This window comes from Streptomyces sp. NPDC015171 (assembly GCF_043079545.1).
Classification (GTDB): Bacteria; Actinomycetota; Actinomycetes; order Streptomycetales; family Streptomycetaceae; genus Streptomyces.
In genome coordinates this window covers 202310-224913 of the sequence record NZ_JBIBUO010000013.1, presented here as the reverse complement: position 1 = coordinate 224913, position 22604 = coordinate 202310, and the positions used below count along the sequence as shown (strand labels likewise).

Below are 22604 nucleotides of genomic sequence, written 5' to 3'. Positions count from 1 at the left end.
CCAAAGGGCGGACAGGAAGTCGACAATTCGGGCAAATTTCCGGTGTGTGGTTGGGGGACCGCCCGCCCCTGGCTAACCTGCGGGTATGGCCCTCGGAACCGCATCGACCAGGACTGATCGCGCACGCACCGTGCGCGACATGCTCGCCGCCGGCAAGACGACGTACTCGTTCGAGTTCTCCGCGCCGAAGACCCCCAAGGGCGAGCGGAACCTGTGGAGCGCGCTCCGCCGGGTCGAGGCGGTCGCTCCCGACTTCGTCTCGGTGACCTACGGCGCCGGCGGTTCCACCCGCGCGGGCACGGTCAAGGAGACCCAGCAGATCGTCGCGGACACCACGCTGACGCCGGTCGCCCACCTCACCGCGGTCGACCACTCCGTCGCCGAACTGCGCAACATCATCGGCCAGTACGCCGACGCCGGCATCCGCAACATGCTCGCCGTGCGCGGCGACCCGCCCGGCGACCCCATGGGCGAGTGGGTGGCGCACCCCCGGGGCCTGGCCTACGCCGCCGATCTCGTCCGGCTCATCAAGGAGTCGGGGGACTTCTGCGTGGGCGTCGCCGCGTTCCCGGAGATGCACCCGCGCTCCGCGGACTGGGACACCGACGTGGCCCACTTCGTGGACAAGTGCCGCGCGGGCGCCGACTACGCCATCACACAGATGTTCTTCCAGCCGGAGTCGTATCTGCGGCTGCGCGACCGCGTGGCGGCGGCGGGCTGTGACACTCCGGTGATCCCCGAGGTCCTGCCGGTCACCAGCGTGAAGATGCTGGAACGGCTGCCCACGCTCAGCAACGCCCGCTTCCCGGACGCCCTGAAAGAGCGGATCCTCGCAGCGAAGGACGATCCGGCGGCGGTACGCTCCATCGGTATCGACTTCGCCACGGAGTTCTGCGCTCGGCTGCTCGCCGAGGGAGTGCCCGGACTGCACTTCATCACGCTGAACAACTCCACGGCGACTCTGGAAATCTACGAGAACCTGGGCCTGCACCACCCCCCGCAGGCCTAGACCGGCCGCACCGCGGTACGACACACTGCGTAGCGGTCACTGGGAGAGGGGCGTACATGGGCTGGACGGTCCTCTACATCGCGTTCGGCGTCGTCGCGCTGTGGTTGCTGGGCGAGGTACTGCTGCAGTACAAGGCGCGGCTGCGCTGGCGGCTGCTCGCCTTCAGCGGCTTCGTCGGCGTCGTGCTGGGCGTGCTGATGCCCTCCGTCATCGTCATCGGTCTGGGCGCGATCGCCTTCGCGGTCGGCCAGACCTATGTGACGCTGTCGTTCCGCCGCGGCTTCGCCGCCGGCTGGGCGGTCAAGCGGCCCGACTCCGAGGCGGCCGGCGCCAGCAAGCGCCGCCGCGGCAGGGCGGACCGGCACGAGCCCGACCTCCAGGACGCCGACCCGGAGTTCGCCGCCCCCGGCCCGGAGTCCGCGGCCACCGGCCATGACGCACTCGGCCACGGCCGGGCGCAGGGCGACTACGACGACTACGACCGCGACGACGTCTTCACCCCGGCCGCCTCCCGCACGGCGCCCGAGCCCACGGCCGCCGAGTCGACCGCCGTCTACGAGCCGCTGCCCCTCCCCGACGACACCGGCAACTACGGCGTCTACGGCGACCAGGCCCCCGCGCCCGCCGCCCAGCAGAGCTACGCCTACGACTACTCCGGCTACGGCCAGCAGGGCTACGGCTACGACAGCGCGGGCCAGCAGCAGGGCTACGCCAACTACTCCGACCCGTACATCGGCAGCCAGTCCTACGGCACCTACGAGCAGGGCTACGGCCAGCAGTACGGCCAGCAGCAGGGCTACACCCAGGACCCGTACGCCGGCGGCGGCTACGGCGAGACCCCGGCCGGCGGGGTGTGGGTGCCGCAGCAGCGCACCGACGAGACCTACGGCGGCGAACTCCCGCAGGAGCAGCCCTACCCGCACCAGCAGGGCGGGCAGCAGCCGCAGCCCGGTGCCGGGTACGACGAGCAGTACCGCTTCTGAGGCCCCCGGGCCCCAGGAAGTCCGCTCGTACCGCTCCTCGCGCGGGCCCGCTCACTGCGAGCCGCGGAACTCCGGTCCCTCCACGATCAGTCCGGCCACCAGCGCCCCCGACATACCGGCGTGCGGGAGGCCGCCGCCCGGGTGGGACCAGCCGCCCACCCGGTACAGACCGGGCAGCCGCGTGGTGTTCGCCGGATGCAGGAACCGCCCCTGGCCGGCGGCGAGCGAGGGCGCCGGCACGGCCCCCGCCGGGGCGCCCGTCTCGGCCCCGGTGTGCCCGGGCGCCCGCACCTCGTGCCACAGCAGGCGCTCGCGCAGACCCGGCAGCGCGGGCCCGGCGGCTTCGAGAAGCAGCTCCGTGTACCGCCCGACCGTGCGCTCGTCGTCCCAGGCGGCGTCGACGGGTACCACGGCGGACAGCACCGCGGACTCGTGCCCGTCGTCGGGCCGCAGCGCGGGGTCGTCGGGGCGCAGCACCGTCACCGTCGGGGTCGGGGGCAGGTCGCCGCCCGGCGAGGCCAGGAAGTCCAGCTCCGACTCGGGCGCCGGGGGGTGCACCACGGTGCGGTGCGCGGCCCCGGGCTCGCGTGCGCCGCGCAGGGCGAGCAGCAGCGTGAACCGGGCGGCCCGGGCGGCGCCCGGATCGGCCCGCACATCACCCTCGGTGTCCAGCGGACGCTCCGTCAGGGCGCGCAGCCGCGCCGGGTCCACGTCCGCCACGACATGGTCGGCCTCCGCCACCGTTCTCTCCCCGGAGGCGCCCCCGGCCAGCTCCACCCCGGCGGCCCGGCCGTCCTTCTCCACGATCCCGGTGACCTCGGTGCCGAAGACGAACTCCACCCGCCGCCGCAGACACCGCTCGTACACCGCGCGCGCGAGCTCCCGGATGCCGCCGCGGACGTACCAGGTGCCGAAGGCGTGCTCCATGTACGGCAGCACGGCCGCGCTCGCCGGCGCCGTCCGGGGATCGAGGCCGTACCCGAGCACATGACTCTCCAGGAGGGCCGCCAGGCGCGCGTCGCGCAGCTCCCAGGAGGCGATCTCCGCCGGTGTCCGCGCCCGGCGCGTGCGCAGCAGCCGCTTGTGCGGGACCGAGGGATACGGCTCCTTCTCGGCGACCACCTGCCAGTTGGGCCACAGCGGCTCCTCAAGCAGCGGCCGGCGGGTGCGGTCCCAGGCCTCGCGGGCCCGCACCAGGAAGTCGCCCCAGCGCTCGCCCGCACCCGCGCCCAGCGCCTCGTCAAGGGCCGCGACGACACCCGCGCGCGAGGCGTTCGGCAGGGACACCTCGCTGCCGTCCGCGAAGACGTGCCGCGACGACGGGTCGACCTGGACCAGCTCGACGCAGTCCTCCAGCGGCTCCTTGCCGGTCTTGACGAACAGGTCGCGGTAGACGGCGGGCAGCGTCAGCAGGCCCGGGCCGGTGTCGAAGCGGAATCCGTCCCGCTCGAACCGGCGCACCGCGCCGCCGTACGTCTCCGTACGCTCGTACACCACCACCCGGTGGCCCGCGACGGCCAGCCGGGCGGCGGCCGCCATCGCGCCCATCCCGGCGCCGATCACCGCAATCCGTGCCATGACCGCGACTTTATCGACCGCCACCGACAATCCGGCCGCCGGGCGGCCCCGGCGCCGCTCAGGGGGACCGGGAGGCCAGGCGCCGCTCCTCGCGGCGCTGCGCCCGGCGGCGCAGGAAGCGCCGGATGCGCGAGACGAGGAACAGCAGGGCCAGCAGCCCGCCGGCCAGCAGGACGGCCGCGATGATCGCCGCCGCCTCCGGATGGAACATGGCGAACGAGACGATGCCCCCGACCCCGAGGTCCTCGGCGAAGCTCAGCACGAAGTTGCTGAACGGCTCGGGCGAGGTGTTCACCGCCATCCGCGTCCCGGCCTTGACGGTGTGGCTGGCCAGCGCCGTCGAACCGCCGATCAGCCCGGCCGCCACATCGGAGAGCGAGCCGCTCTGCCCGGCGAGCAGCGCCCCCACCCAGGCGCCGGCGAGCGGACGGACCACCGTGTGCGCGGAGTCCCACAGCGAGTCGACGTAGGGAATCTTGTCGGCGACGGCCTCGCACAGGAACAGCACACTCGCGGCGATCAGCACCTCGGGGCGCTGCAACGTCTGCGGAATGTCGTCGCTCACCCCTGTCGCGCCGAACAGGCCGAGCAGCAGCACCACCGCGTAGGCGTTGATGCCGCTGGCCCAGCCGCTGGTGAAGACGAGAGGGAGTACGGACACGGACGCGATCGTAGCCAGCCGGGCGGCCCGCGTCGTGGGCACGCGCGCGTACGGCTGAGTACGCGTACTCAGACGGCCAGATGAGTATCCGCGCGGATGGGCGCCGGGCCGCCGGGACGAGAGAGTGGAGGCACGGCAGGGGGCGTGGCGCGGTACCGCCGGCACGGGGCGGCGGAACAGCGCCCGCCACCGCCGCTCCTTCCGCCGATCCGTCGGCGGAAGCGAGAACGGGGGGCCTCGGGGAACGACCACCACGGGGGTCCGCACGGGGGAGAACCCGTATGGGGGAGTGCGGGACGGAAGTACGGGGATACACGGGGAACCTCGGGGGAACACGGGGAAAGGGGAGGGCGCCGGTCCTGGGACGGACCGGCGCCCTCCTCGTGTGCCCGCGGGGTGCCCGGGGCGCTCAGACCCTGCCGCTGACCCGCCCCTGGAGCAGCCGGGACAGGGCCGCGTGCACATCGTCGAGGGACCGCTCCGGCTGGAAGGCCTTCCAGTCGAGCGCCGCCACCAGGACCATGCCGACCAGCGCCGCCGCCGTCAGCTGGACATCGATCTCGTCGTTGAACTCGCCGGCCGCCACGCCCTCGCGCAGCACCCCCTCCACCACCGCGACCGCCTCCTGACGCACCACCATCAGGGTGGACTGCCAGGCCCGGTTGGTGCGCCACAGCTCGGCGACGTACAGCTGGGTGAAGGCCGGGTAGCGGTCGATGAAGACCAGGCCGGCGCGGATCATCGCGTCCAGCGCGTCCACCTTGCCGCCGCCCGCGCGGGCCGTCCCGTCGGCGGCCTCCTTCAGGGAGGCGGTGAGCAGGCCGACACCGTGCCTCAGCAGCTCCTCGAAGAGAACGGACTTGCTCGCGAAGTTGTAGTAGACCGTGCCCTTCGCGACCCCGGCCCGCTCGGCGATCTCGTCCACCGTGGTCGCGGAGAAGCCCTGCTCGGCGATGAGCGTGACGGCCGCCTCGTAGAGCTTCTGCCGGGTGGCCTCGCGGCGCGTGCTGCCGCCTGACCTGGCGCTGCTGCTTTCCATGGCCCCGATTCTCACAGGTACGCGCGCGTGCGGGCGCTTCCCGGGGATCACAGGCTCAGCTCCGGGTGCAGCCGGTCCAGCGTCCACACCTGGCGGCGCCGGGCCGCGAGGGCGGTCAGCGCGAGCGCCCCCGCGGTGAACGCGGCGAGCACCCCGCACGCCTGCCACACCGGGCCGAGGCCGCCGCCCGTGATCAGCCGGCGCAGCGCCTCCACGATGTAGCTCATCGGCAGGTACGGGTGGAGGGCGTTGAAGAAGCCGGGGCTCGTCTGCACGGGATAGGTGCCGCCCGCCGAGGTCAGCTGGAGCATCAGCAGCGCGAGGACGAGGATCCGGCCGGCCGCGCCGAAGCGGGCGTTCAGCCACTGCACGATCGCCGCGAAACACGCCGTGACCAGGCACAGGAAGCCGATCGTGCCGGCCGCCCGCAGCATCTGCAGACCGATCGCCCAGTGCAGCACGGCCATCAGGGCCGCCACCTGGAGCACGCCCACGGCGGCCACCGGCAGCCAGCCGGCGAACGCGATCCGCCAGGCGGGTGAGCCGGCCGCCAGGGCACGCCGGTTGAGCGGCGGGATCAGCATGTAGGCCACCATCGCGCCGACCCACAGGGACAGCGGGATGAAGTAGGGCGCGAAACCCGTGCCGTAGTTCGGCGCCTTGTGCAGGTCGTGGGAGGCCAGCTGGACCGGGTCGGCCATCACGCCGGTGCGCTGGTCGCGGTCCCGCTTGTCGTAGTCCGGGATCTTCGACGCGCCGGAGTGCAGCCCGCCGGCCAGCTTCCCGGAGCCGTCGGACAGCTTGTACAGACCGCCGTTCAGGCTCTCGGCGCCCGACTTGGCGGTGCCGATGCCCTTGTCCAGCGCGACCGCGCCGGTCTTGGCGGTGCCGAGGCCGGTGTGCAGCTTCTCGGCGCCGGTCGCGACCTTGTGCGCGCCGGTGTTCAGCTTGTTGATCTTCTTGACGGCGTCCTCGACGTCCTCGGACAGGTGCGGTGCCCGCGCGGCGAGGGCGTCGGCCTGCTTCCGCAGCGTGCCGAGGTTGTCCCGCATGGTCTTCAGGTCGCCGTCCTGGTCCGCGATGAGCTTGTTGAGGTCGTCGGCGACGGTGGCGACCTCGGCGGCGGCCGTCCTGGCCCGCTTCAGGTCCGGGCAGACCGGGTCGGGGAGGGTCGCGGTCTCGCAGCGTGCCTTGTACACCTCGTCCAGGACGGCGGAGGACGCGTGGGCGGTCTTCGCGGCGCCCGGCGCGAGCTTGACCAGCACGTCGAGGTTGTCCTTGACGGCCTTGGCCGAGTCGGCGACCAGCTTGGCGGTGTCCCCGATGGTCTTCTCGTTGCTCTTGAGGAACGGCCCCACCGTGGCGTCGACGCCGTTGACCTTGTCGGCGAGCGCCTGGGTGCCGTCGGCGACCTGCCGGGAACCGCTCTGGAGCTCGGCGGAGCCGCTGTCGAGCTTCTTGAGGCCCTTGGCCAGCTTGCCGCTGACGCCCTTGCCCTTCTTCAGCCCGTCGGCGAGGTCCTTGGAGCCCTTCTCCGCCTTCCCGATGCCCGTGTTCAGCTTGTCGGCTCCCTCGGCGGCCGTCACGGTCTTGTCGTGGATGCCGGAGAAGGACACGAAGATCTTGTCCAGGAAGGTCCGGGAGGCCTTGGTGGAGGCGGCCGTGCGGACCTCGTTGAAGACGGTGCGGGAGATCTGGCCGACGATGTAGTTGTTCGCGTCGTTGGTGCGCACCCGGAGGGCGCCGGTCTCCGGTGAGTCCCCGGAACTGGACGCGATCCGGTCGCTGAAGTCGGCGGGCATGGTCAGCGACAGGTAGTAGGTGCCGTCCTCGACGCCCTTGCGGGCCTCCTCGTCGCTCACCTCGTGCCACGCGAAGGTCCGGCTGTCGCGCAGCCCGTCGACGATGTCGTCACCGGCGGTGATCTTCTTCCCGTCCGCGGTGGCGCCCTTGTCGTCGTTGACCAGGGCCACCGGGATGCGGTCGAGGCGGCCGTAGGGGTCCCAGAAGGACCACAGGTACAGGGCGCCGTACAGCAGGGGCAGCACGAGCAGTGCCACCAGGGCGGCGCGCGGCAGCTTCCCGCGGCCGAAGCGCCTCAGCTCAAGCGCGGCCAGCCTCGGTGAGCGCATCGGCCTCCTCCTTCGGGTCGTTCGTGCCGCCGTTCGCGGCGTCCTCGCCTGGGCCGCTCCCGGCGTCCCGCGGCTGCGTGGACGCCGGCAGCGTGGATACGGAGACGCAGCCCTCGGGGGCGGTGCGGCACACGGCCACGACCGTCGTCCCCGCGCGCGCGAGGGACCGCAGGAGGTCCCAGACGTCGGCGCGCTCGGCGTCCGAGAGCTTCGTGTCGATGTCGTCGACACCGATCAGCCGGGGTCGGCCGAGCAGGGCGAGTGCCAGCGACAGCCGCAGCTCCTGCGGGCGTTCCAGGTCGCGTGCGGCCGTCCGGGAGCCCTTCGGGAGGGTTTCCAGGTCGAGTCCGGCGGCGGCGAGCGCCGCGTCGACACGCAGCCGGGCCTCGTGGACGCGGCGGGCCCGGGGGTGCAGCAGCGCGCGCAGGGAGTCGCCGAAACGGCTCTGCAGCAGGGCCCGTTCGCGCAGGTGCTCCCCGACGGTCAGGGCCGGCTCCAGGTCGGTCACCCCGGAGACGTTGGCCACCGCGCTGACGCGGCGCACGGCCGCCATGTGCCGGGGCAGCGCGCTCCCGCCGACGGTGGCCGTGCCCTCGGTGGGCTTCATCCGCCCGGTGAGCGCGAGCAGCAGGCTGGTGCGGCCGGAGCCGGACGGCCCCTCGACCGCGATCAGCGAACCGGGCTCCGCGTCCACGGTGACATCGCGGAAGGCCCACCCCCGTGGCCCCTTGAGCCCGAAGCCCTCGGCTCTGACCGCGGCCCCGACCGTGTCGCCGGTCGCGCCGGTGCGGTCCGTGCGGTCAGTGCCGTCCGTGCGGTCCGCGCCGTCCGGGTCGTCCGTGCGGTCCGTGTGGTCGGTGACGTCCACAACCCCGCCCCCTGCCCCATCTATTGAACTGACTGGTCAGTTCAAAAATACGCCCGAACCTTCGATCGACGCAAAAGCCCAGGTCAGATCGGATTGTCAGTGGCATACCTCACGATGGGCACATACGGCATTCGTGCCGTCACCCAGACGACAGGAGGTTCGTCATGGCCCACTCGTCCGCAGCCGCCGCCCGCCTGCGCCGCGCCACTGGCCCTGCCCCCTCACTGCCCGGCCCGGCGGCCGACGTGCACCCCGTGCTCCGCCGGGCCACGGCCCCGCCCGCCGCCCTCGACCTGCTCGCCCAGGCCCGTGCCGGACTGGACGAGGCCACTGTCCTGGACATGCCGAACGAACGCTACGCCACCGCCCATCTCGCCGCCCTGCGCACCGCCGCCGCCGTGCTCGCCGCCTGGGGCCGGCCCGAGACCTCCCCGCGCCGCCGGGCCCGTATCCGCAGCGCCTGGGAGGTGCTGCCCGAGATCGCGCCGGAGCTGACCGAGTGGAGCGCCCTGTTCGCCTCCGGCGCCGCGCGCCGCGCCCGCGCCGAGGCGGGCATCCAGGGGGCCGCCGGGCCACGGGACGCCGACGACCTCATACGCGATGTGGCGATGTTCCTCCGCATCGTGGAGCGGATGCTGGTCCTCCAGCCGGTCCTGCCCCAGCCGCGCCCGGACACCGCAGGGGCCGGGGACACCCCGGCCACAGCCGCCGGGGAGTCCCGGGGAACAGCCGCCCGGGAGGTCCGGGAAGCATCCGCCGGGGACGCCCGGAGCCCGGTCGTGGGGGACACCCCGGGAACAGGAGGCGACCTCCCGGACGCGAGCTGACCACGGCCGACCGGGCCGGCCCACCAGCCGCCCGCCGCCGACCCGTCGGCCTCGGCCGCCCGGCCGCCGCGCCCCACCGGCTCTCCGCCGGGCCGCCGGCCGCCCACCCGCATGCGGTCCGGTCTGATGCCCGCCGCCGACTCGAAGGCGGCGGTCGGACGTCCGCCGCCGCCTTCACCGGCTGTCCGCCGGGCCGCAGACCGCCCACCCGCCGGCGGTCCGGTCGTACGTCCGCCGCGAACCCACCGGCCCTACGCCGGGCCGCCGGCTGCCGACCCACAGGCGGTCCGGTCGTACGCTCGCCGCCGACTCGCAGGCGGTCCCGCCGGACGTCCGCCGCGAACCCACCGGCCCTACGCCGGGCCGCCGGCTGCCGACCCACAGGCGGTCCGGTCGTACGCTCGCCGCCGACTCGCAGGCGGTCCCGCCGGACGTCCGCCGCCCACCCGCAGGCGATCCGGTCGGACGCCCGCCGCGCCCCCCCGGCGATCCGGCGGGAGGTCACCGGCTCTCCGGTGGACCCGTCGGCGGTCCGGCGGGACCTCCACCCCATGACCGTGCACCGGGGCTCGCCCCCCAGCGCGACCGGCGACCGCTGCGGTGACCAGGGGCGGTGTGGAGGCAATAGGGTGGAGGTCGCCTGAAGCGTTCCACCCTGCCGAGGAGTCAACTGCCGTGTCGGACTCGATGCGCCCGCCCGTCTCCGCCCACCACCCTGAAGCGACGTCGCTGCGGTCCGACCCCCCTCGCCCCCGCGGCTCGCTCCGTACCGCCGTGGTCTGGGAGATCCTGCAGGACGCCCTCGACCGCCGGGTCAAGGCCACCGGCCGGGACGCACTGGACGTCCTGGACACCGGGGGCGGCAGCGGCAACTTCGCCGTGCCCCTCGCCCGCCTCGGCCACCGCGTCACCGTGGTCGACCCCAGCCCCAACGCCCTGTTCGCGCTGGAGCGCCGGGCCGCCGAGGCCGGCGTGGCCGACCGGGTCAAGGGCGTCCAGGGCGACGCGCACGGCCTGTTCGACGTGGTCGAGCGCGCCGGCTACGACGCCGTCCTGTTCCACGGCGTCCTGGAGTACGTGGACGACCCGGCCGGATCCGTCCGCAACGTGGTCGCCGCCCTGCGCCCCGAAGGCGTCCTCAGCCTGCTCGCCGCCGGCCTCGGCGGAGCCGTCCTCGCCCGCGCCCTCGCCGGCCACTTCACCGAGGCCCGGCAGGCGCTCCAGGACCCCGAGGGCCGCTGGGGCACCGGCGACCCCATGCCCCGCCGCTTCACCGCCGAGCAGCTGACCGCGCTCGTCGAGGGCGCCGGACTGCGGGTCGGCGCGGTGCACGGCGTGCGCGTCTTCGCCGACCTCGTGCCCGGCGTCCTGGTGGACACCGAGCCCGGTGCGCTGGACGCGCTGCTGAAGCTGGAGGCCGCGGCGGCCGAGCTGCCCGCGTTCCACTCCGTGGCCACTCAGCTGCATGTGCTCGGTGAGACGACGGGTGCCGCGGAGGCCTGAGCGCACCGGGCGCACCACCGGGATCAGCCGCTGATCAGCGGCTTGGCCGCAGATGGAGTACGCCACAAGCCCCCCGATCGAGGGGTTTGCGCCGTATGATCGAGGTACGAGGCCCGGCATGACGGGTCGGCCGCCGGGGAATGGAAGTCTCAGCGAGCCGGACGGCCATGGCGGGCTCCGGTTGGCCAATTGGCGTAGAGGGGCGGGTTTCACGGGGGCGATTCCCTGCCTATCCTGAAGGGACCCCCCGGGTCGCCCCGGCGACTGCACGATGAGGAGGACTCCGTGCCGCTCTCGGAGCACGAGCAGCGCATGCTCGAGCAAATGGAGCGAGCGCTGTACGCCGAAGATCCCAAGTTCGCGTCAGCGCTTGAGGGAAACGGGCTGCGGACGTACACCCGGCGGCGGGTCTACCAGGCGGCCGCAGGTTTCCTCGTGGGTATCGCGCTCCTCATGGCCGGAATGGTCGCACAGCTGATCTGGGTCAGCGTCGTCGGTTTCCTCGTCATGCTGGGCTGCGCCGTGCTCGCGGTCACCGGCTGGCGCAAGGCGCCGAAACCGGGCGAGCAGCCGCAGGGCGCCGCGCGCCGGCAGCCACGGCAGAAGCGCTCCATGATGGACCGGATCGAACAGCGCTGGCAGCGCCGCCGGGACGAACAGGGCCACTGACGACCACGCGCTTTCGGCGCCGGGACCACAGCAGACATACGTGAGGGGCGGCCACCATCCGGTGGCCGCCCCTCACGCGTCCCGTCAGCCCCGCTGCCCCGACGTCCGGCGCAGCGTCGGCCGGGCCGCCGCGGCCCGGTCCCTGAACGCCTGCCAGCGGGCCGACGCCGCCCACAGCACCCGGACCCCGGAGCGCGGCAGGAACAGCGCCCGCAGCCGCGCCCCGCTGCCCGCCGTGCCGCGCAGCGCCTCGGTCACCCGGCGCACATCCTGAGCCACGCCCGCCGCCGGACACGGCCGGGCCGCGAACAGCACCTGCTCCACCGCGTCCGCAACCCGGCCGACGGCGGCCCCGGCGGCCGGATCGAGCTGTCCGAGCCGCACGATCCGGTCAGCGGCCTTGCGCGGCGTCAGCGACTCGTCCGGCGGGATCCCGTGATCCCAGGCGGCGTCCGTCAGCTCCTGCCAGGCGGCCAGGGTGTGCGCCGCCGTGCCCTGCGCGGACCGGCCGTGCCCGCCGAGCCGGCGCCCGCGCACCCGCTGCCGCCACAGCAGCGGCGACAGCAGAACGGCCACCGCCAGCAGCACGCCCAGCCCGCTCAGCGCCCACCACCCCGGGCCCGCCCCGCCGTCCTCGGACCGCGGGAGCGCGGCCGCCGACGGGCTGCCGCACGCCTCCAGCCTGCGCAGTTCGCCGCCGCAGCTCTCACTCGGCGAGGCCGCCGCCGAGGGCGCCGATGAGGCGCCCTTGGACGGCAGCGCCTCGTCCGGCAGCGAGGTGCCGGGGGTGTCCGACTGGGTGTAGGACGGGGTGGTGCCACGGGTGGGGGTCGGCTCGAACCGGGTCCAGCCCACGCCCTCGAAGTACAGCTCGGGCCAGGCGTGGGCGTCCTTCTGGTTCACCGCGACCGAGCCGTCGGCCTGCGGGGTGCCGGGTGCGAAGCCCACCGCGACCCGGGCCGGGATACCGAGGGTGCGGGCCATCGCCGCCATGGTGAAGGAGAAGTGGACGCAGAAGCCTTCCTTCTTCTTCAGGAAGTTCGCGATGGCGTCGGAGCCGCGGCCCACCTTCACCGAGGTGTCGTACTGGAAGCCCCCGGTGACCGCGAAGTAGTCCTGGAGCTTGACGGCCTCGTCGTAATGGCTGGTCGCGCCCGCCGTGATCTCCCGGGCGGTGCGGGCCACCACCTTCGGCAGCGCGGCCGGCACCTTGGTGTACTCCCGCCGCAGGGCGGCGGACGGCTGCGGCGCGGCGGCCAGCTGCGCCGCGGTCGGCTCCACGTCGAGGCTGGTCACCTGGTAGGTCTCGCCGCGCGTGGTCTGCCCGCGGTCGCCGACGAGGGACATGCCGACGGGCTCGTACCGCCATCGGCCGCTCACCCGCACCTCGCTCGGCGGGTACGGCATCGGCAGCCAGTTCTGGGCGTAGGTGTCCGCCGCCGTGACGGTCGTGCGCACCTCGCCGCGCCGGACGCCCGCGCCCAGTCCGAGGGGCGTGGGCAGCCTGTCCGGCACCCCGACGACGGGCCGCTGGGCCGGTGCCCAGGTGGTGCCGTCGAAGTCGTCGAGGGAGACGATCCGCAGATACAGGTCGGAGAGGTCGTTCGAACTGGTCCGCAGGGTCAGGACCTGGCGGTCGTCGTTCGTGTTCAGGTTGTCGCGCAGCGACACCAGCGGGTTGACCGCCGAGATCGTGCCCCCGTCGCCGTTGCCCGCTCCCACGCCGGTGCCGGCGGGGTCCAGCAGACCGCCGTGCATCGCGGGCAGGACGAGCGGCACCACCAGGGCCACGCCGAGCGCGACCGCGCCGATCCGGCGTCCGGCACGCGCCGGGGCCACGGCACCCGGCTCCGGGGCGCCGGGCGACCGGGGCGCCCCGCCGAAGACCCGGCCCCACTGGGCGAGCCGCTCCCGGCCCTCGGCGAGCAGCAGCATCAGATAGCCGGCCGCCGCCACCAGGAACCACAGCCAGTCGGCGCCCCCGCCGGACAGGCCGGCGGCCACCGAGTACAGCGCGAGCAGCGGCAGCCCCGCCGGGGCCGCGCTGCGCAAGGTCACCGCCAGCAGGTCCACCAGCAGCCCGATCACCAGCACGCCGCCGAGCAGCATCAGCTTGATGCCGTCGGTGACCGGCGCCGGTATCGCGTACTGGCTGACGTCGTTCGCGCCCTGCCGGAGCAGCTCGGCGAAGTACCGGAAGGTGTCCGGGCCGGGGACCAGCCCGGCGATGGCGTGCTGCCTGGCGAACGCCAGGGTGAGCAGCAGCAGGGTGACCACGGCCTGCGCCGCCACGGTCAGCGCCCGGCCGAGCGGCACCCGGCGGGCCGCCGCGCCCACCCCGGTCTGCACGGCGAGCAGCGGGATCAGCTGGACCAGCCAGGTCGGCTCGGCGACCAGCGGCAGCAGCGCGCACGAGGTCATCAGCGTGGCCGCCGCCGCGCACAGCGCCAGTCGGGCCCGTCCGCTCATCCCCGTGCCTCCCCGCTCATCGCGGTCAGGCCGGGGCGCTCCCGCTCGGCCTGCCGCCACAGTTCGTCGAGCGAGGCGCCGCGCGGCACGCTCAGCGCCGTCCAGCCCGCCTCGCGCAGCAGCCGCAGCCGCTCCGTGTGCCGGTTGCCCGCCCGGGGCACGTCCGTCGGCTCGCGCGTCCAGACGTCGGGGTCCAGCACGAAGGCGACGGCGCCGCCGCCGCGCCGGCTCATCTTCGCGACCGTCGTGGCCTGTTCCTCGTCCAGGTCGCCGAGGAAGGCGACCAGCAGTCCCTCGTTGCCGCCGCGCAGCACGTCGTAGGCCCGGGACAGGCCCGTGCCGTCCGAGTGGTCGATCACCGCGAGGGTGTCCATCATCAGCCCGGCCGCGTCCGCCGTCTCCTGACCGGTGCCCGCGAACCCGTCGGCGCCCTCGCCGGGGGCCGCCCCGCCGCCGTCGGTGAGCAACCGCACCGAGAAGCCGCGTTCCAGCATGTGCACCAGCACCGACGCCGTGCCGGACACGGCCCACTCGAAGGCCGAGTCCGGGCCCGCGCCCTCGTAGGCCGCGCCCCGGGTGTCCAGGAGCACCGTGCACCGGGAGCGCCGGGGCTGCTCCTCGCGGCGCACCATCAGCTCGCCGTAGCGCGCGGTGGACCGCCAGTGCACCCGGCGCAGGTCGTCGCCGTAGCGGTACCCGCGCGGGATCACGTCGTCCTCGCCCGCGAGGGCCAGCGAACGCTGCCGTCCGTCGCCGTACCCCTGGGCCTCGCCGCCGAAGCGGACCGGGGCCAGCGGCTCCACGCGCGGGATGACCGTCAGGGTGTCGTACGCGTGGAAGGAACGGGTCAGCTCGCACATGCCGAACGGGTCCGTGAGCCGCAGCTGGAGCGGGCCCAGCGGATAGCGGCCCCTGAGGTCCGAGCGGACGCGGTAGGACACCTCGCGGCGGCCGCCCGGCTCCACCCGGTCCAGCACGAACCGGGGCCGCGGCCCGAGGACGTACGGCACCCGGTCCTGGAGCATCAGCAGACCGGTGGGCAGCCGGGAGACGTTGTCCATGACCAGATGCACCCGGGCCTCGCTGCCGGCCGGCACGCGCGCGGGCGCGAGGCGGCGGTTCGCGGCCACCCGGTAGCGCGTGCGGTACAGCACGGTCGCGCAGATCAGCGGGAGCACGGCGAGCAGCAGGCCGACCCGCAGCAGATCGCTCTGGCCCAGCACGAACGAGCAGATCGCGGCGGCGATCCCGGCCGCGAGGAAGGAGCGGCCACGGGTGGTGAGCCCCGCAAGGGCCGTACGGATCCCGCCCGCCTCCCCGCGGCCTGGCTCCGCCGGGCCGGCCCCCCCGGCGGACATCACAGACTCCGCGGGGGCTGCTGCGGATAGGCCGGGACGGTGCGGCCGAGGGTGCCGAAGCCGTTCTGCTGGCCCGGGGCCGCGGGCACCGGCGTGTGGTGCAGGATCTCCAGCACCACCTGCTCGGCCGTACGGCGGTTGAGCTGGGCCTGGGCGGTGGGCAGCAGACGGTGGGCGAGGACGGCGACGGCGAGAGCCTGGACGTCGTCCGGCAGCGCGTACTCCCGGCCGGAGAGGGCCGCGGACGCCTTGGCCGCGCGCAGCAGGTGCAGCGTCGCGCGCGGGGAGGCGCCGAGTCTGAGGTCGGGGTGGGTGCGCGTGGCGGCGACCAGCTCGACCGCGTACCGCCGGACCGGCTCGGCGACGTACACCCCGCGCACGGCCTCGATCAGCTTCACGATCTCGTGCGCGTGCGCCACCGGCTGGAGGTCCTCCAGCGGGCTCACCCCGCCGTGGACGTCGAGCATCTGCAACTCGGCCTCCACGCTGGGGTAGCCGACCGAGACACGCGCCATGAAGCGGTCGCGCTGGGCCTCCGGGAGCGGATAGGTGCCTTCCATCTCGATCGGGTTCTGGGTGGCGACCACCATGAACGGGCTGGGCAGTTCGTACGTCTGCCCGTCGATGGTGACCTGCCGCTCCTCCAGGGACTCCAGCAGCGCGGACTGGGTCTTGGGCGAGGCGCGGTTGATCTCGTCGCCGATCACGATCTGCGCGAAGATCGCGCCCGGCTTGAACTCGAAGTCACGGCGCTGCTGGTCCCAGATGGACACACCGGTGATGTCCGACGGCAGCAGGTCGGGCGTGAACTGGATGCGCCGCACCGAGCAGTCGATCGACCGCGCCAGCGCCTTGGCGAGCATCGTCTTGCCCACGCCGGGGACGTCCTCGATCAGCAGGTGGCCCTCGGCGAGCAGCACGGTCAGCGCGAGTCGTACGACCTCGGGCTTGCCCTCGATCACGCCCTCCACCGAACCGCGTACCCGCTCCACCGTGGCGGTCAGATCTGAGAGGCTCGCTCGATCGTCATAGGTCGTCACCCGGCCCTCCTCGGCCCGTTCTTTCCGGGCCGACGCTCTCGATGCGAAACCGGCCCACCCCGAAACACGGACACCACGCGGGAATAGTTCCGCGTGATGCCACACCCCGCATTCTTGCTGCCGTTACCGATTCGTGTCACTCGCCTGTGGACAACTGCCCCCGCGATGTCGGTCTCACGACTTCTCCGACCGCGCTCCGGGCGCGGTCGGCGGGATGTGTTCGGGGCGGCCGGCCGGTACGCCGGGTCAGGCCGGGTCGACCTCGCGCAGCAGACCGGTGCGCACGTCGAAGACGAAGCCGCGGACGTCGTCCGTGTGCAGCAGGAAGGGCGAGGTGCGCACCCGCTGCATCGACTGGCGCACGTCCTGGTCCACGTCCCGGAAGGACTCCACCGCCCAGGCGGGCCGCTGGCCGACCTCCATCTCCAGCTCGGTGCGGAAGTCCTCGGTGAGGGCCTCCAGGCCGCAGCCGGTGTGGTGGATCAGCACGACGCTGCGGGTGCCCAGCTTGCGTTGGCTGATGGTCAGGGACCTGATGACATCGTCGGTCACCACACCGCCCGCGTTGCGGATGGTGTGGCAGTCGCCGAGTTGCAGACCGAGGGCCTTGTGCAGGTCGAGGCGGGCGTCCATGCACGCGACGACGGCGACGTGCAGGACCGGCCGCGCGTCCATGCCGGGATCCGTGAACGCCTCGGCATAGTGCCGGTTGGCCTCCACGAGGCGGTCGGTCACGGGGGCGCCAGTGGTTATGGCGCCTTCGGATCCAGTGGGTACCGCTGCAGAAGTCGTCATGGTGACGACGTTACTGGTCACGTACCGCTCCGGCCTGCTGTGAGAGGGGACAAAGAACGTCATCGTGGCTTGTTGTGAGCTACCCCACACGGAGGGCAAAACTGCGCCGAACGGGTGGACCGGTGCGAAACCGTGTTCCGCCGCGTTGGGGTACGCGACGCGCAGGCCGGTTGATTGACCCGGGGACGGCGTGGACTAAAGTGACGCGAAAGCGGGAGACGAGTCTCTCCTGGCTGGTGAAACCCCCGGAGACCCCGGCGCGTGCCCGGACCCGTCTCCTCGCGCGCGCGGCGCGTACGTACGGCTCGGGGGACCGACGGTGCGTACGGCCCGCCGGAACTGAGAGGCCCCCTTGAGCCAGAGTCGACACGTCCCGGTGATGCTCCAGCGGTGCCTGGATCTGCTGGCGCCCGCCCTGGAGCAGCCCGGAGCGGTGGTCGTCGACTGCACTCTCGGCCTCGGCGGACACAGCGAGGCGCTGCTGACCCGGTTCCCCGACGCGCGGCTGGTCGCCCTGGACCGGGACAAGGAGGCGCTGCGCCTGTCCGGAGAGCGGCTGGCGCCGTTCGGGGACCGCGCCACCCTCGTGCACGCCGTGTACGACGAGCTGCCCGAGGTACTGCGCCGGCTCGGCATCGCGCGCGTGCAGGGCGTGCTGTTCGACCTCGGGGTCTCCTCCATGCAGCTGGACGAGGCCGACCGCGGCTTCGCCTACGCGCAGGACGCCCCCCTGGACATGCGCATGGACCAGACGACCGGTGTCAGCGCCGCCGAGGTCCTCAACACCTACCCGCCCGGCGAACTCGTGCGCATCCTGCGCGCGTACGGCGAGGAGAAGCAGGCCAAGCGGATCGTCTCCGCGGTCGTCAGGGAGCGCGAGAAGGAGCCGTTCAGCAACAGCGCGCGGCTCGTGGAGCTGATCCGTGACGCCCTCCCGCAGGCCGCCAAGCGCACCGGGGGCAACCCGGCCAAGCGCACCTTCCAGGCGCTGCGCATCGAGGTCAACGGCGAACTGTCCGTCCTGGAGCGGGCGATCCCGGCCGCCGTGAAGTCCCTGGACGTCGGCGGGCGCGTCGCCGTCCTGTCGTACCACTCGCTCGAAGACCGGCTCGTCAAGCAGGTGTTCGCGGCCGGGGCGACCTCCACGGCGCCGCCCGGGCTGCCGGTCGTGCCCGAGCGCTACCAGCCGCGGCTCAAGCTGCTCACCCGTGGTGCCGAACTTCCCACCGAGGAAGAGATCGCCGAGAACCGCCGGGCCGCACCGGCCAGGCTGCGGGGCGCCTTGCGCATCAGGGAGGACGTCGAGTGAGCCAGACGGGCCGGAAGGTTCCCCCCGCGCGCCGGGGGAGCGGCACCCGCCACGCACCGGGGGAGCAGTGAGCAGGAAACCCGCGCTGAAGGGGAGGGCCGCCCGGCTGGCCAGGCTCTTCCCGGCCGGCCGCGCCAAAGCGGCCCGCACTCCGTTCGTCCTCCTCGTCGTCCTGCTCCTCGGCGGCGGCCTGATCGGACTGCTGGTGCTGAACTCGGCGCTCAGCGAGGGCTCGTTCCAACTCGCCGACCTGCAGAAGCGGACGAAGAGCCTCACCGACCAGGAACAGGCCCTGCAGCGGGACATCGACGCCTACTCGGCCCCCGACGCCCTCCAGCGCCGCGCCCGCGAACTCGGCATGGTCCCCGGCGGTGACCCCGCCTTCCTCGGCCCCGACGGCACCGTCAAGGGCGTCCCCAGCGCGGCACCCGAGTCCGCCGCCCTCTCCGGCCCGGTCCCCCCCGAGGCGCTGCTCCCGGCCCCGGGCGGCCCCGCCGCCTCCGCCCCCGCGGGGGCGCCCGGGGCCCAGGCCCCCGCCGTGGGCTCCTCCGCCCCGCCCGTCCCGCCCCAGACGGCCCCCACGGCCCCCACGGCCGCCGCGCCGTCCGCCGTCCCCCCGTCCGTTCCCACCCCGACCCCCGGCAGGTGACGGAAGTGTCCGACAGGGAAGCGCCGCGCCGCCGTGTGCCCGGACCCGCCAAGCCGCCCCGGCCGCGGGGCGCCGTCCGGCGGCAGCCCGGGCCCGGCGCCCGGCCGGTCCGCCGCTCCGGCGGAGCCCGGCCCATGCCCCCGCCCCCGCTCCGGCTCGGCAGCCCCCGGCCCCGGCTGCGCCTGGTCGGCCTCGCCCTGACCCTGGTGCTGCTCACCTTCGTCGTGCGGCTGCTCCAGGTCCAGGCCGTCGACGCGAGCGCCTACGCGGCGCGGGCCGAGCAGAATCGGTATGTGGTGCACACCCTGGCCGCCGAGCGCGGCGAGATCACCGACCGCAACGGCGTCGCCCTCGCCGTCAGCGAGGACGCGTACGACATCACGGCCGACCCGACCATGTTCGGCGCCGGACAGCTGAAGATCGGCGACGGCCCGGAGAAGGCCGCCGCGCTGCTCGCCCCGATCCTGGACCAGGACCAGGCCGCGCTCGCCAAGAAGCTGCGGCCGGCGAACAGCAACTCCCGCTACGCCCGGCTCGCCGTCCGCCAGACCCCGCAGGTCTGGAAGCAGATCAAGGACCTGAAGACCACCCTCGCCAACAAGGCGGAGACCGACCACACCACCGTCAACGTGCTGGCCGGCGTCTTCGCGGACCCCAGCAGCCAGCGCGTGTACCCCAACGGCGACCTGGCCGCCGGGATACTGGGCTGGGTCAACGCCGACGGCCAGGGCGGCGGCGGTGTCGAGCAGAAGCTGAACAAGCAGCTGTCCGGGAAGGACGGCAAGCTGCGGTACGCCCAGTCCGGCGGCCGGGAGGTGCCGACGGCCGGGTCCACCGAGACACCGGCCGTGCCCGGCTCCGACGTCGAGCTGACCATCGACCGCGACATCCAGTGGGCCGCGCAGAACGCGATCAGCGAGCAGGTGAGGAAGTCCAAGGCGGACCGCGGCTATGTCATCGTCCAGGACACCCGCACCGGCCAGATCCTGGCCATGGCCAACTCGCCCGGCTTCGACCCGAACGACCTGTCGCAGGCCGACGGCGAGGCCATGGGCAACGCGGCCGTCCAGGACGCCTACGAGCCCGGCTCCACGGCGAAGGTGATGTCGATGGCGGCCGTGCTGGAGCAGAAGGCGGCCACCCCGCTCACCCATGTCGTCGTCCCCAACCGGCTGCACCGCGGCGACCGGCTCTTCCAGGACGACATCGACCACGACACCTGGTACCTCACGCTGAACGGCGTACTCGCCAAGTCCAGCAACATCGGCACCATCCTGGCCACCGGCGAACTCGGCAAGAGCCAGGCCGAGGCCAACCGGATCCTCTACTCCTACCTGCGCAAGTTCGGCATCGGCGGCTACACCGGTCTCGGCTTCCCCGGCGAGACCCCCGGCATCCTCGCACCGGCGCAGAAGTGGTCCACCTCGCAGCAGTACACGATCCCTTTCGGCCAGGGCTTCTCCATCAACGCGATGCAGGCCGCCTCCGTGTACTCGACCATCGCCAACGGCGGCGTCCGCGTCGAACCGACCCTGGTGCGCGGCACCAAGGGCGCCGACGGGCGCTTCACCCCGGCGCCGAAGCCCGGGCAGAGCCGGGTGGTCAGCGAGAAGACCGCCAAGAGCGTCGCCCAGATGCTGGAGTCCGTCGTCGACGACGAGCAGGGCACCGGCGTCAAGGCCCGCATCCCGGGGTACCGGGTCGCGGGCAAGACCGGCACGGCCAACCGCGTGGATCCGGCCACCGGCCGCTATCACGGCTACACCTCGTCGTTCGCCGGTTTCGCCCCCGCCGACAAACCGCGCGTCACCGTCTACTGCGCCATCCAGAACGCCACAGCGGGCAGCTACTTCGGCGGCCAGATCTGCGGCCCGATCTACAAGCAGGTGATGGAGTTCGCCCTGAAGACCCTCCAGATCCCGCCGACCGGCGCGAAGGCCGCCAACCTGCCCGTCGCGTACAAGCCCTGATCAGCACCACGGAAACACCAGGAACCAGCTCGTGACAACGATCACCCCTGACCCCGGGAACCACGGGGCCGAGAGCTCCTCTCCCGCCCGCCTCCCCCCACCGCCCCCGCCGGACCGCGCTGCACGCGGGCCCCTTTTTAGCTCCGGAGCGGGTGCGCCCGGTACGCTCACCGCCGTGCCACACGCTGATCAGTCCCAAACCACCCAGAAGGGCGCTTCCGTGACATATCCGGGACCGCCGCGACCGGCTCAGGTCTCCGCCACACCCCTCGCGGAACTGGCCGATCAGCTGGGTGCCGCCGCTCCGGCCGGCTCCGCCGGGATCACGGGGATCACCCATGACTCGCGTGCCGTCCGCCCCGGCGACCTGTACGCGGCCCTGCCGGGTGCCCGGCTGCACGGCGCCGACTTCGCCACCCAGGCCGCCGGCCTCGGCGCGGTCGCCGTGCTCACCGATCCGAGCGGCGCCGAGCGCGCCGCGGCCACCGGCCTGCCGGTCCTGGTCGTGGACGACCCGCGCGGGCGGATGGGCGAGCTGGCGGCCACGGTCTACGGCCACCCGGGCCGCGATCTGCTCCAGATCGGCATCACCGGCACCTCCGGCAAGACCACCACCGCCTACCTGGTGGAAGGCGGCCTGAAGACCGTCCGCGCCACCGGTCTGATCGGCACCGTCGAGATGCGCATCGGCGACGAGCGCATCAAGTCCGAGCGCACCACCCCCGAGGCCACCGACCTCCAGGCCCTCTTCGCCGTCATGCGCGAACGCGGGGTCGAGGCGGTCGCCATGGAGGTCTCCAGCCACGCCCTGGTCCTCGGGCGCGTCGACGGCTGCGTCTTCGACATCGCCGTCTTCAGCAACCTCAGCCCGGAACACATGGAGTTCCACTCGGGCATGGAGGACTACTTCCAGGCCAAGGCGCAGCTCTTCACGCCGGAACGCAGCAGGCTCGGCGTGGTCAACGCCGACGACGAGTACGGCCGCCGGCTCGCGAGGGAGGCGACCGTGCCGGTCGTCACCTTCTCCGCCGAGGGCCACCCGGACGCCGACTGGCGTGCCGAGGACGTCCAGGTCGGCCCCATGGACTCGACCTTCACGGTCCTCGGCCCGAACGGCGAGCGCGTCCAGGCCAGGTCGCCGCTGCCCGGCCCGTTCAACGTGGCGAACACCCTCGCCGCCGTCGTCGCCCTCGCCGCCGCCGGCCTCGACCCGCAGACCGCCGCCGACGGCGTCGCCGCCGTACCGGGCGTACCGGGCCGCCTGGAGCGCGTCGACGCCGGGCAGCCCTACCTCGCGGTCGTCGACTACGCCCACAAGACCGACGCGGTCGAGTCGGTGCTCAAGGCGCTGCGCAAGGTCACCAAGGGCCGGCTGCACGTCGTCCTCGGCTGCGGCGGCGACCGCGACCAGACCAAGCGCGCGCCGATGGGCGCCGCGGCGGCCCGGCTCGCCGACACGGCCGTACTCACCTCCGACAACCCCCGCTCCGAGGACCCCCTCGCGATCCTCGCGACCATGCTCCAGGGCGCGGCCTCCGTGCCCGCGCACGAGCGCGGCGAGGTGCTCCTCTTCGAGGACCGGGCCGCCGCCGTCGCCGCCGCCGTGGGCCGTGCCCAGGCCGGCGACACCGTGCTGGTCGCGGGCAAGGGCCACGAGCAGGGCCAGGACATCGCCGGCGTGGTCCGTCCGTTCGACGACCGCCAGGTGCTTCGCGAAGCTATCCAGAAGACCCAGGGATGAACTT

The 22604-nt window shown here is 73.6% G+C and carries 18 protein-coding genes; 9 read left to right on the top strand and 9 right to left on the bottom strand.

The window, feature by feature from the left end; genetic code table 11:
• The first annotated feature begins 85 nt into the window (after positions 1–85).
• Both metF and ACF073_RS30855 read left to right on the top strand, forming a co-directional pair.
• Complete coding sequence (gene metF, locus ACF073_RS30860; protein ID WP_392074700.1) at positions 86–1009, top strand: methylenetetrahydrofolate reductase [NAD(P)H]; 924 nt, start codon at positions 86–88, stop codon at positions 1007–1009.
• Between the two features lie 56 nt (positions 1010–1065).
• Positions 1066–1992: a hypothetical protein gene (locus ACF073_RS30855; RefSeq protein ID WP_392074699.1), complete on the top strand. Its 927-nt coding sequence runs from the start codon at positions 1066–1068 to the stop codon at positions 1990–1992.
• A gap of 51 nt (positions 1993–2043) precedes the next feature.
• Here the strand turns inward: ACF073_RS30855 and ACF073_RS30850 are convergent, their stop codons facing one another.
• The 5 genes from ACF073_RS30850 to ACF073_RS30830 form a co-directional block, all read right to left on the bottom strand.
• A complete protein-coding gene (locus ACF073_RS30850) occupies positions 2044–3570 on the bottom strand; it encodes a phytoene desaturase family protein (protein ID WP_392074698.1) in 1527 nt (508 codons plus the stop codon).
• A 58-nt stretch (positions 3571–3628) separates the two neighbouring features.
• Positions 3629–4231, bottom strand: coding sequence for a DUF4126 domain-containing protein (locus tag ACF073_RS30845; RefSeq protein ID WP_392074697.1), 603 nt, complete (start codon positions 4229–4231; stop codon positions 3629–3631).
• Between the two features lie 409 nt (positions 4232–4640).
• Positions 4641–5270 carry a TetR/AcrR family transcriptional regulator gene (locus ACF073_RS30840; protein WP_392074696.1) on the bottom strand — a complete coding sequence of 210 codons (630 nt, stop codon included), beginning with the start codon at positions 5268–5270 and terminating at the stop codon, positions 4641–4643.
• 47 nt (positions 5271–5317) lie between these two features.
• Positions 5318–7402 (bottom strand): YhgE/Pip family protein, encoded by a 2085-nt coding sequence (locus ACF073_RS30835; protein ID WP_392074695.1) that lies wholly within the window; start codon positions 7400–7402, stop codon positions 5318–5320.
• Positions 7374–8270, bottom strand: a complete 897-nt coding sequence (locus ACF073_RS30830) for an ATP-binding cassette domain-containing protein (RefSeq protein ID WP_392074694.1) — start codon at positions 8268–8270, stop codon at positions 7374–7376. The genes ACF073_RS30835 and ACF073_RS30830 overlap by 29 nt, the downstream gene beginning before the upstream one ends.
• A gap of 164 nt (positions 8271–8434) precedes the next feature.
• On the opposite strand from ACF073_RS30830, the gene ACF073_RS30825 reads away from it, so the two are divergent.
• From ACF073_RS30825 to ACF073_RS30815, 3 genes are all read left to right on the top strand, one after another.
• A complete protein-coding gene (locus ACF073_RS30825; protein WP_392074693.1) occupies positions 8435–9097 on the top strand; it encodes an SAV_6107 family HEPN domain-containing protein in 663 nt (220 codons plus the stop codon).
• Between the two features lie 675 nt (positions 9098–9772).
• The gene (locus tag ACF073_RS30820; protein ID WP_392074692.1) at positions 9773–10600 is read left to right on the top strand and encodes a methyltransferase; all 828 of its coding nucleotides are present in this window, start codon (positions 9773–9775) and stop codon (positions 10598–10600) included.
• Positions 10601–10885: 285 nt separating this feature from the next.
• The gene (locus ACF073_RS30815; RefSeq protein ID WP_392074691.1) at positions 10886–11269 is read left to right on the top strand and encodes a DUF3040 domain-containing protein; all 384 of its coding nucleotides are present in this window, start codon (positions 10886–10888) and stop codon (positions 11267–11269) included.
• Positions 11270–11353: 84 nt separating this feature from the next.
• Here ACF073_RS30815 and ACF073_RS30810 read toward each other — a convergent pair whose 3' ends face one another.
• From ACF073_RS30810 to ACF073_RS30795, 4 genes are all read right to left on the bottom strand, one after another.
• Positions 11354–13738, bottom strand: a complete 2385-nt coding sequence (locus ACF073_RS30810) for a DUF3488 and DUF4129 domain-containing transglutaminase family protein (RefSeq protein WP_392074690.1) — start codon at positions 13736–13738, stop codon at positions 11354–11356.
• Complete coding sequence (locus tag ACF073_RS30805) at positions 13735–15096, bottom strand: DUF58 domain-containing protein (RefSeq protein WP_392074689.1); 1362 nt, start codon at positions 15094–15096, stop codon at positions 13735–13737. The genes ACF073_RS30810 and ACF073_RS30805 overlap by 4 nt, the downstream gene beginning before the upstream one ends.
• Entirely contained in the window at positions 15096–16136 is a 1041-nt protein-coding gene (locus ACF073_RS30800; protein ID WP_392074688.1) for an AAA family ATPase, read from the bottom strand. The genes ACF073_RS30805 and ACF073_RS30800 overlap by 1 nt, the downstream gene beginning before the upstream one ends.
• A 246-nt stretch (positions 16137–16382) precedes the next feature.
• Positions 16383–16994: a beta-class carbonic anhydrase gene (locus tag ACF073_RS30795; RefSeq protein ID WP_392074687.1), complete on the bottom strand. Its 612-nt coding sequence runs from the start codon at positions 16992–16994 to the stop codon at positions 16383–16385.
• Between the two features lie 289 nt (positions 16995–17283).
• Between ACF073_RS30795 and rsmH the strand changes: the two genes are divergently transcribed.
• The 4 genes from rsmH (at position 17284) to ACF073_RS30775 (ending at position 22600) form a co-directional block, all read left to right on the top strand.
• Complete coding sequence (gene rsmH, locus ACF073_RS30790) at positions 17284–18240, top strand: 16S rRNA (cytosine(1402)-N(4))-methyltransferase RsmH (RefSeq protein ID WP_392074686.1); 957 nt, start codon at positions 17284–17286, stop codon at positions 18238–18240.
• Between the two features lie 67 nt (positions 18241–18307).
• The gene (locus ACF073_RS30785) at positions 18308–18889 is read left to right on the top strand and encodes a septum formation initiator family protein (protein ID WP_392074685.1); all 582 of its coding nucleotides are present in this window, start codon (positions 18308–18310) and stop codon (positions 18887–18889) included.
• Positions 18890–18894: 5 nt separating this feature from the next.
• Positions 18895–20859, top strand: a complete 1965-nt coding sequence (locus ACF073_RS30780) for a peptidoglycan D,D-transpeptidase FtsI family protein (RefSeq protein ID WP_392074684.1) — start codon at positions 18895–18897, stop codon at positions 20857–20859.
• 220 nt (positions 20860–21079) lie between these two features.
• Positions 21080–22600 carry a UDP-N-acetylmuramoyl-L-alanyl-D-glutamate--2,6-diaminopimelate ligase gene (locus tag ACF073_RS30775; RefSeq protein WP_392074683.1) on the top strand — a complete coding sequence of 507 codons (1521 nt, stop codon included), beginning with the start codon at positions 21080–21082 and terminating at the stop codon, positions 22598–22600.
• The last annotated feature ends 4 nt before the right edge of the window (positions 22601–22604 follow it).

What these genes read in the sequence shown, in the direction of transcription:
- metF (WP_392074700.1), top strand. Translation starts at nt 86, where the DNA reads ATGGCCCTCGGAACCGCATCGACCAGGACTGATCGCGCACGCACCGTG.
- ACF073_RS30855 (WP_392074699.1), top strand. Translation starts at nt 1,066, where the DNA reads ATGGGCTGGACGGTCCTCTACATCGCGTTCGGCGTCGTCGCGCTGTGG.
- ACF073_RS30850 (WP_392074698.1), bottom strand. Translation starts at nt 3,570, where the DNA reads ATGGCACGGATTGCGGTGATCGGCGCCGGGATGGGCGCGATGGCGGCC.
- ACF073_RS30840 (WP_392074696.1), bottom strand. Translation starts at nt 5,270, where the DNA reads ATGGAAAGCAGCAGCGCCAGGTCAGGCGGCAGCACGCGCCGCGAGGCC.
- ACF073_RS30835 (WP_392074695.1), bottom strand. Translation starts at nt 7,402, where the DNA reads ATGCGCTCACCGAGGCTGGCCGCGCTTGAGCTGAGGCGCTTCGGCCGC.
- ACF073_RS30825 (WP_392074693.1), top strand. Translation starts at nt 8,435, where the DNA reads ATGGCCCACTCGTCCGCAGCCGCCGCCCGCCTGCGCCGCGCCACTGGC.
- ACF073_RS30810 (WP_392074690.1), bottom strand. Translation starts at nt 13,738, where the DNA reads ATGAGCGGACGGGCCCGACTGGCGCTGTGCGCGGCGGCGGCCACGCTG.
- ACF073_RS30805 (WP_392074689.1), bottom strand. Translation starts at nt 15,096, where the DNA reads ATGTCCGCCGGGGGGGCCGGCCCGGCGGAGCCAGGCCGCGGGGAGGCG.
- ACF073_RS30795 (WP_392074687.1), bottom strand. Translation starts at nt 16,994, where the DNA reads ATGACGTTCTTTGTCCCCTCTCACAGCAGGCCGGAGCGGTACGTGACC.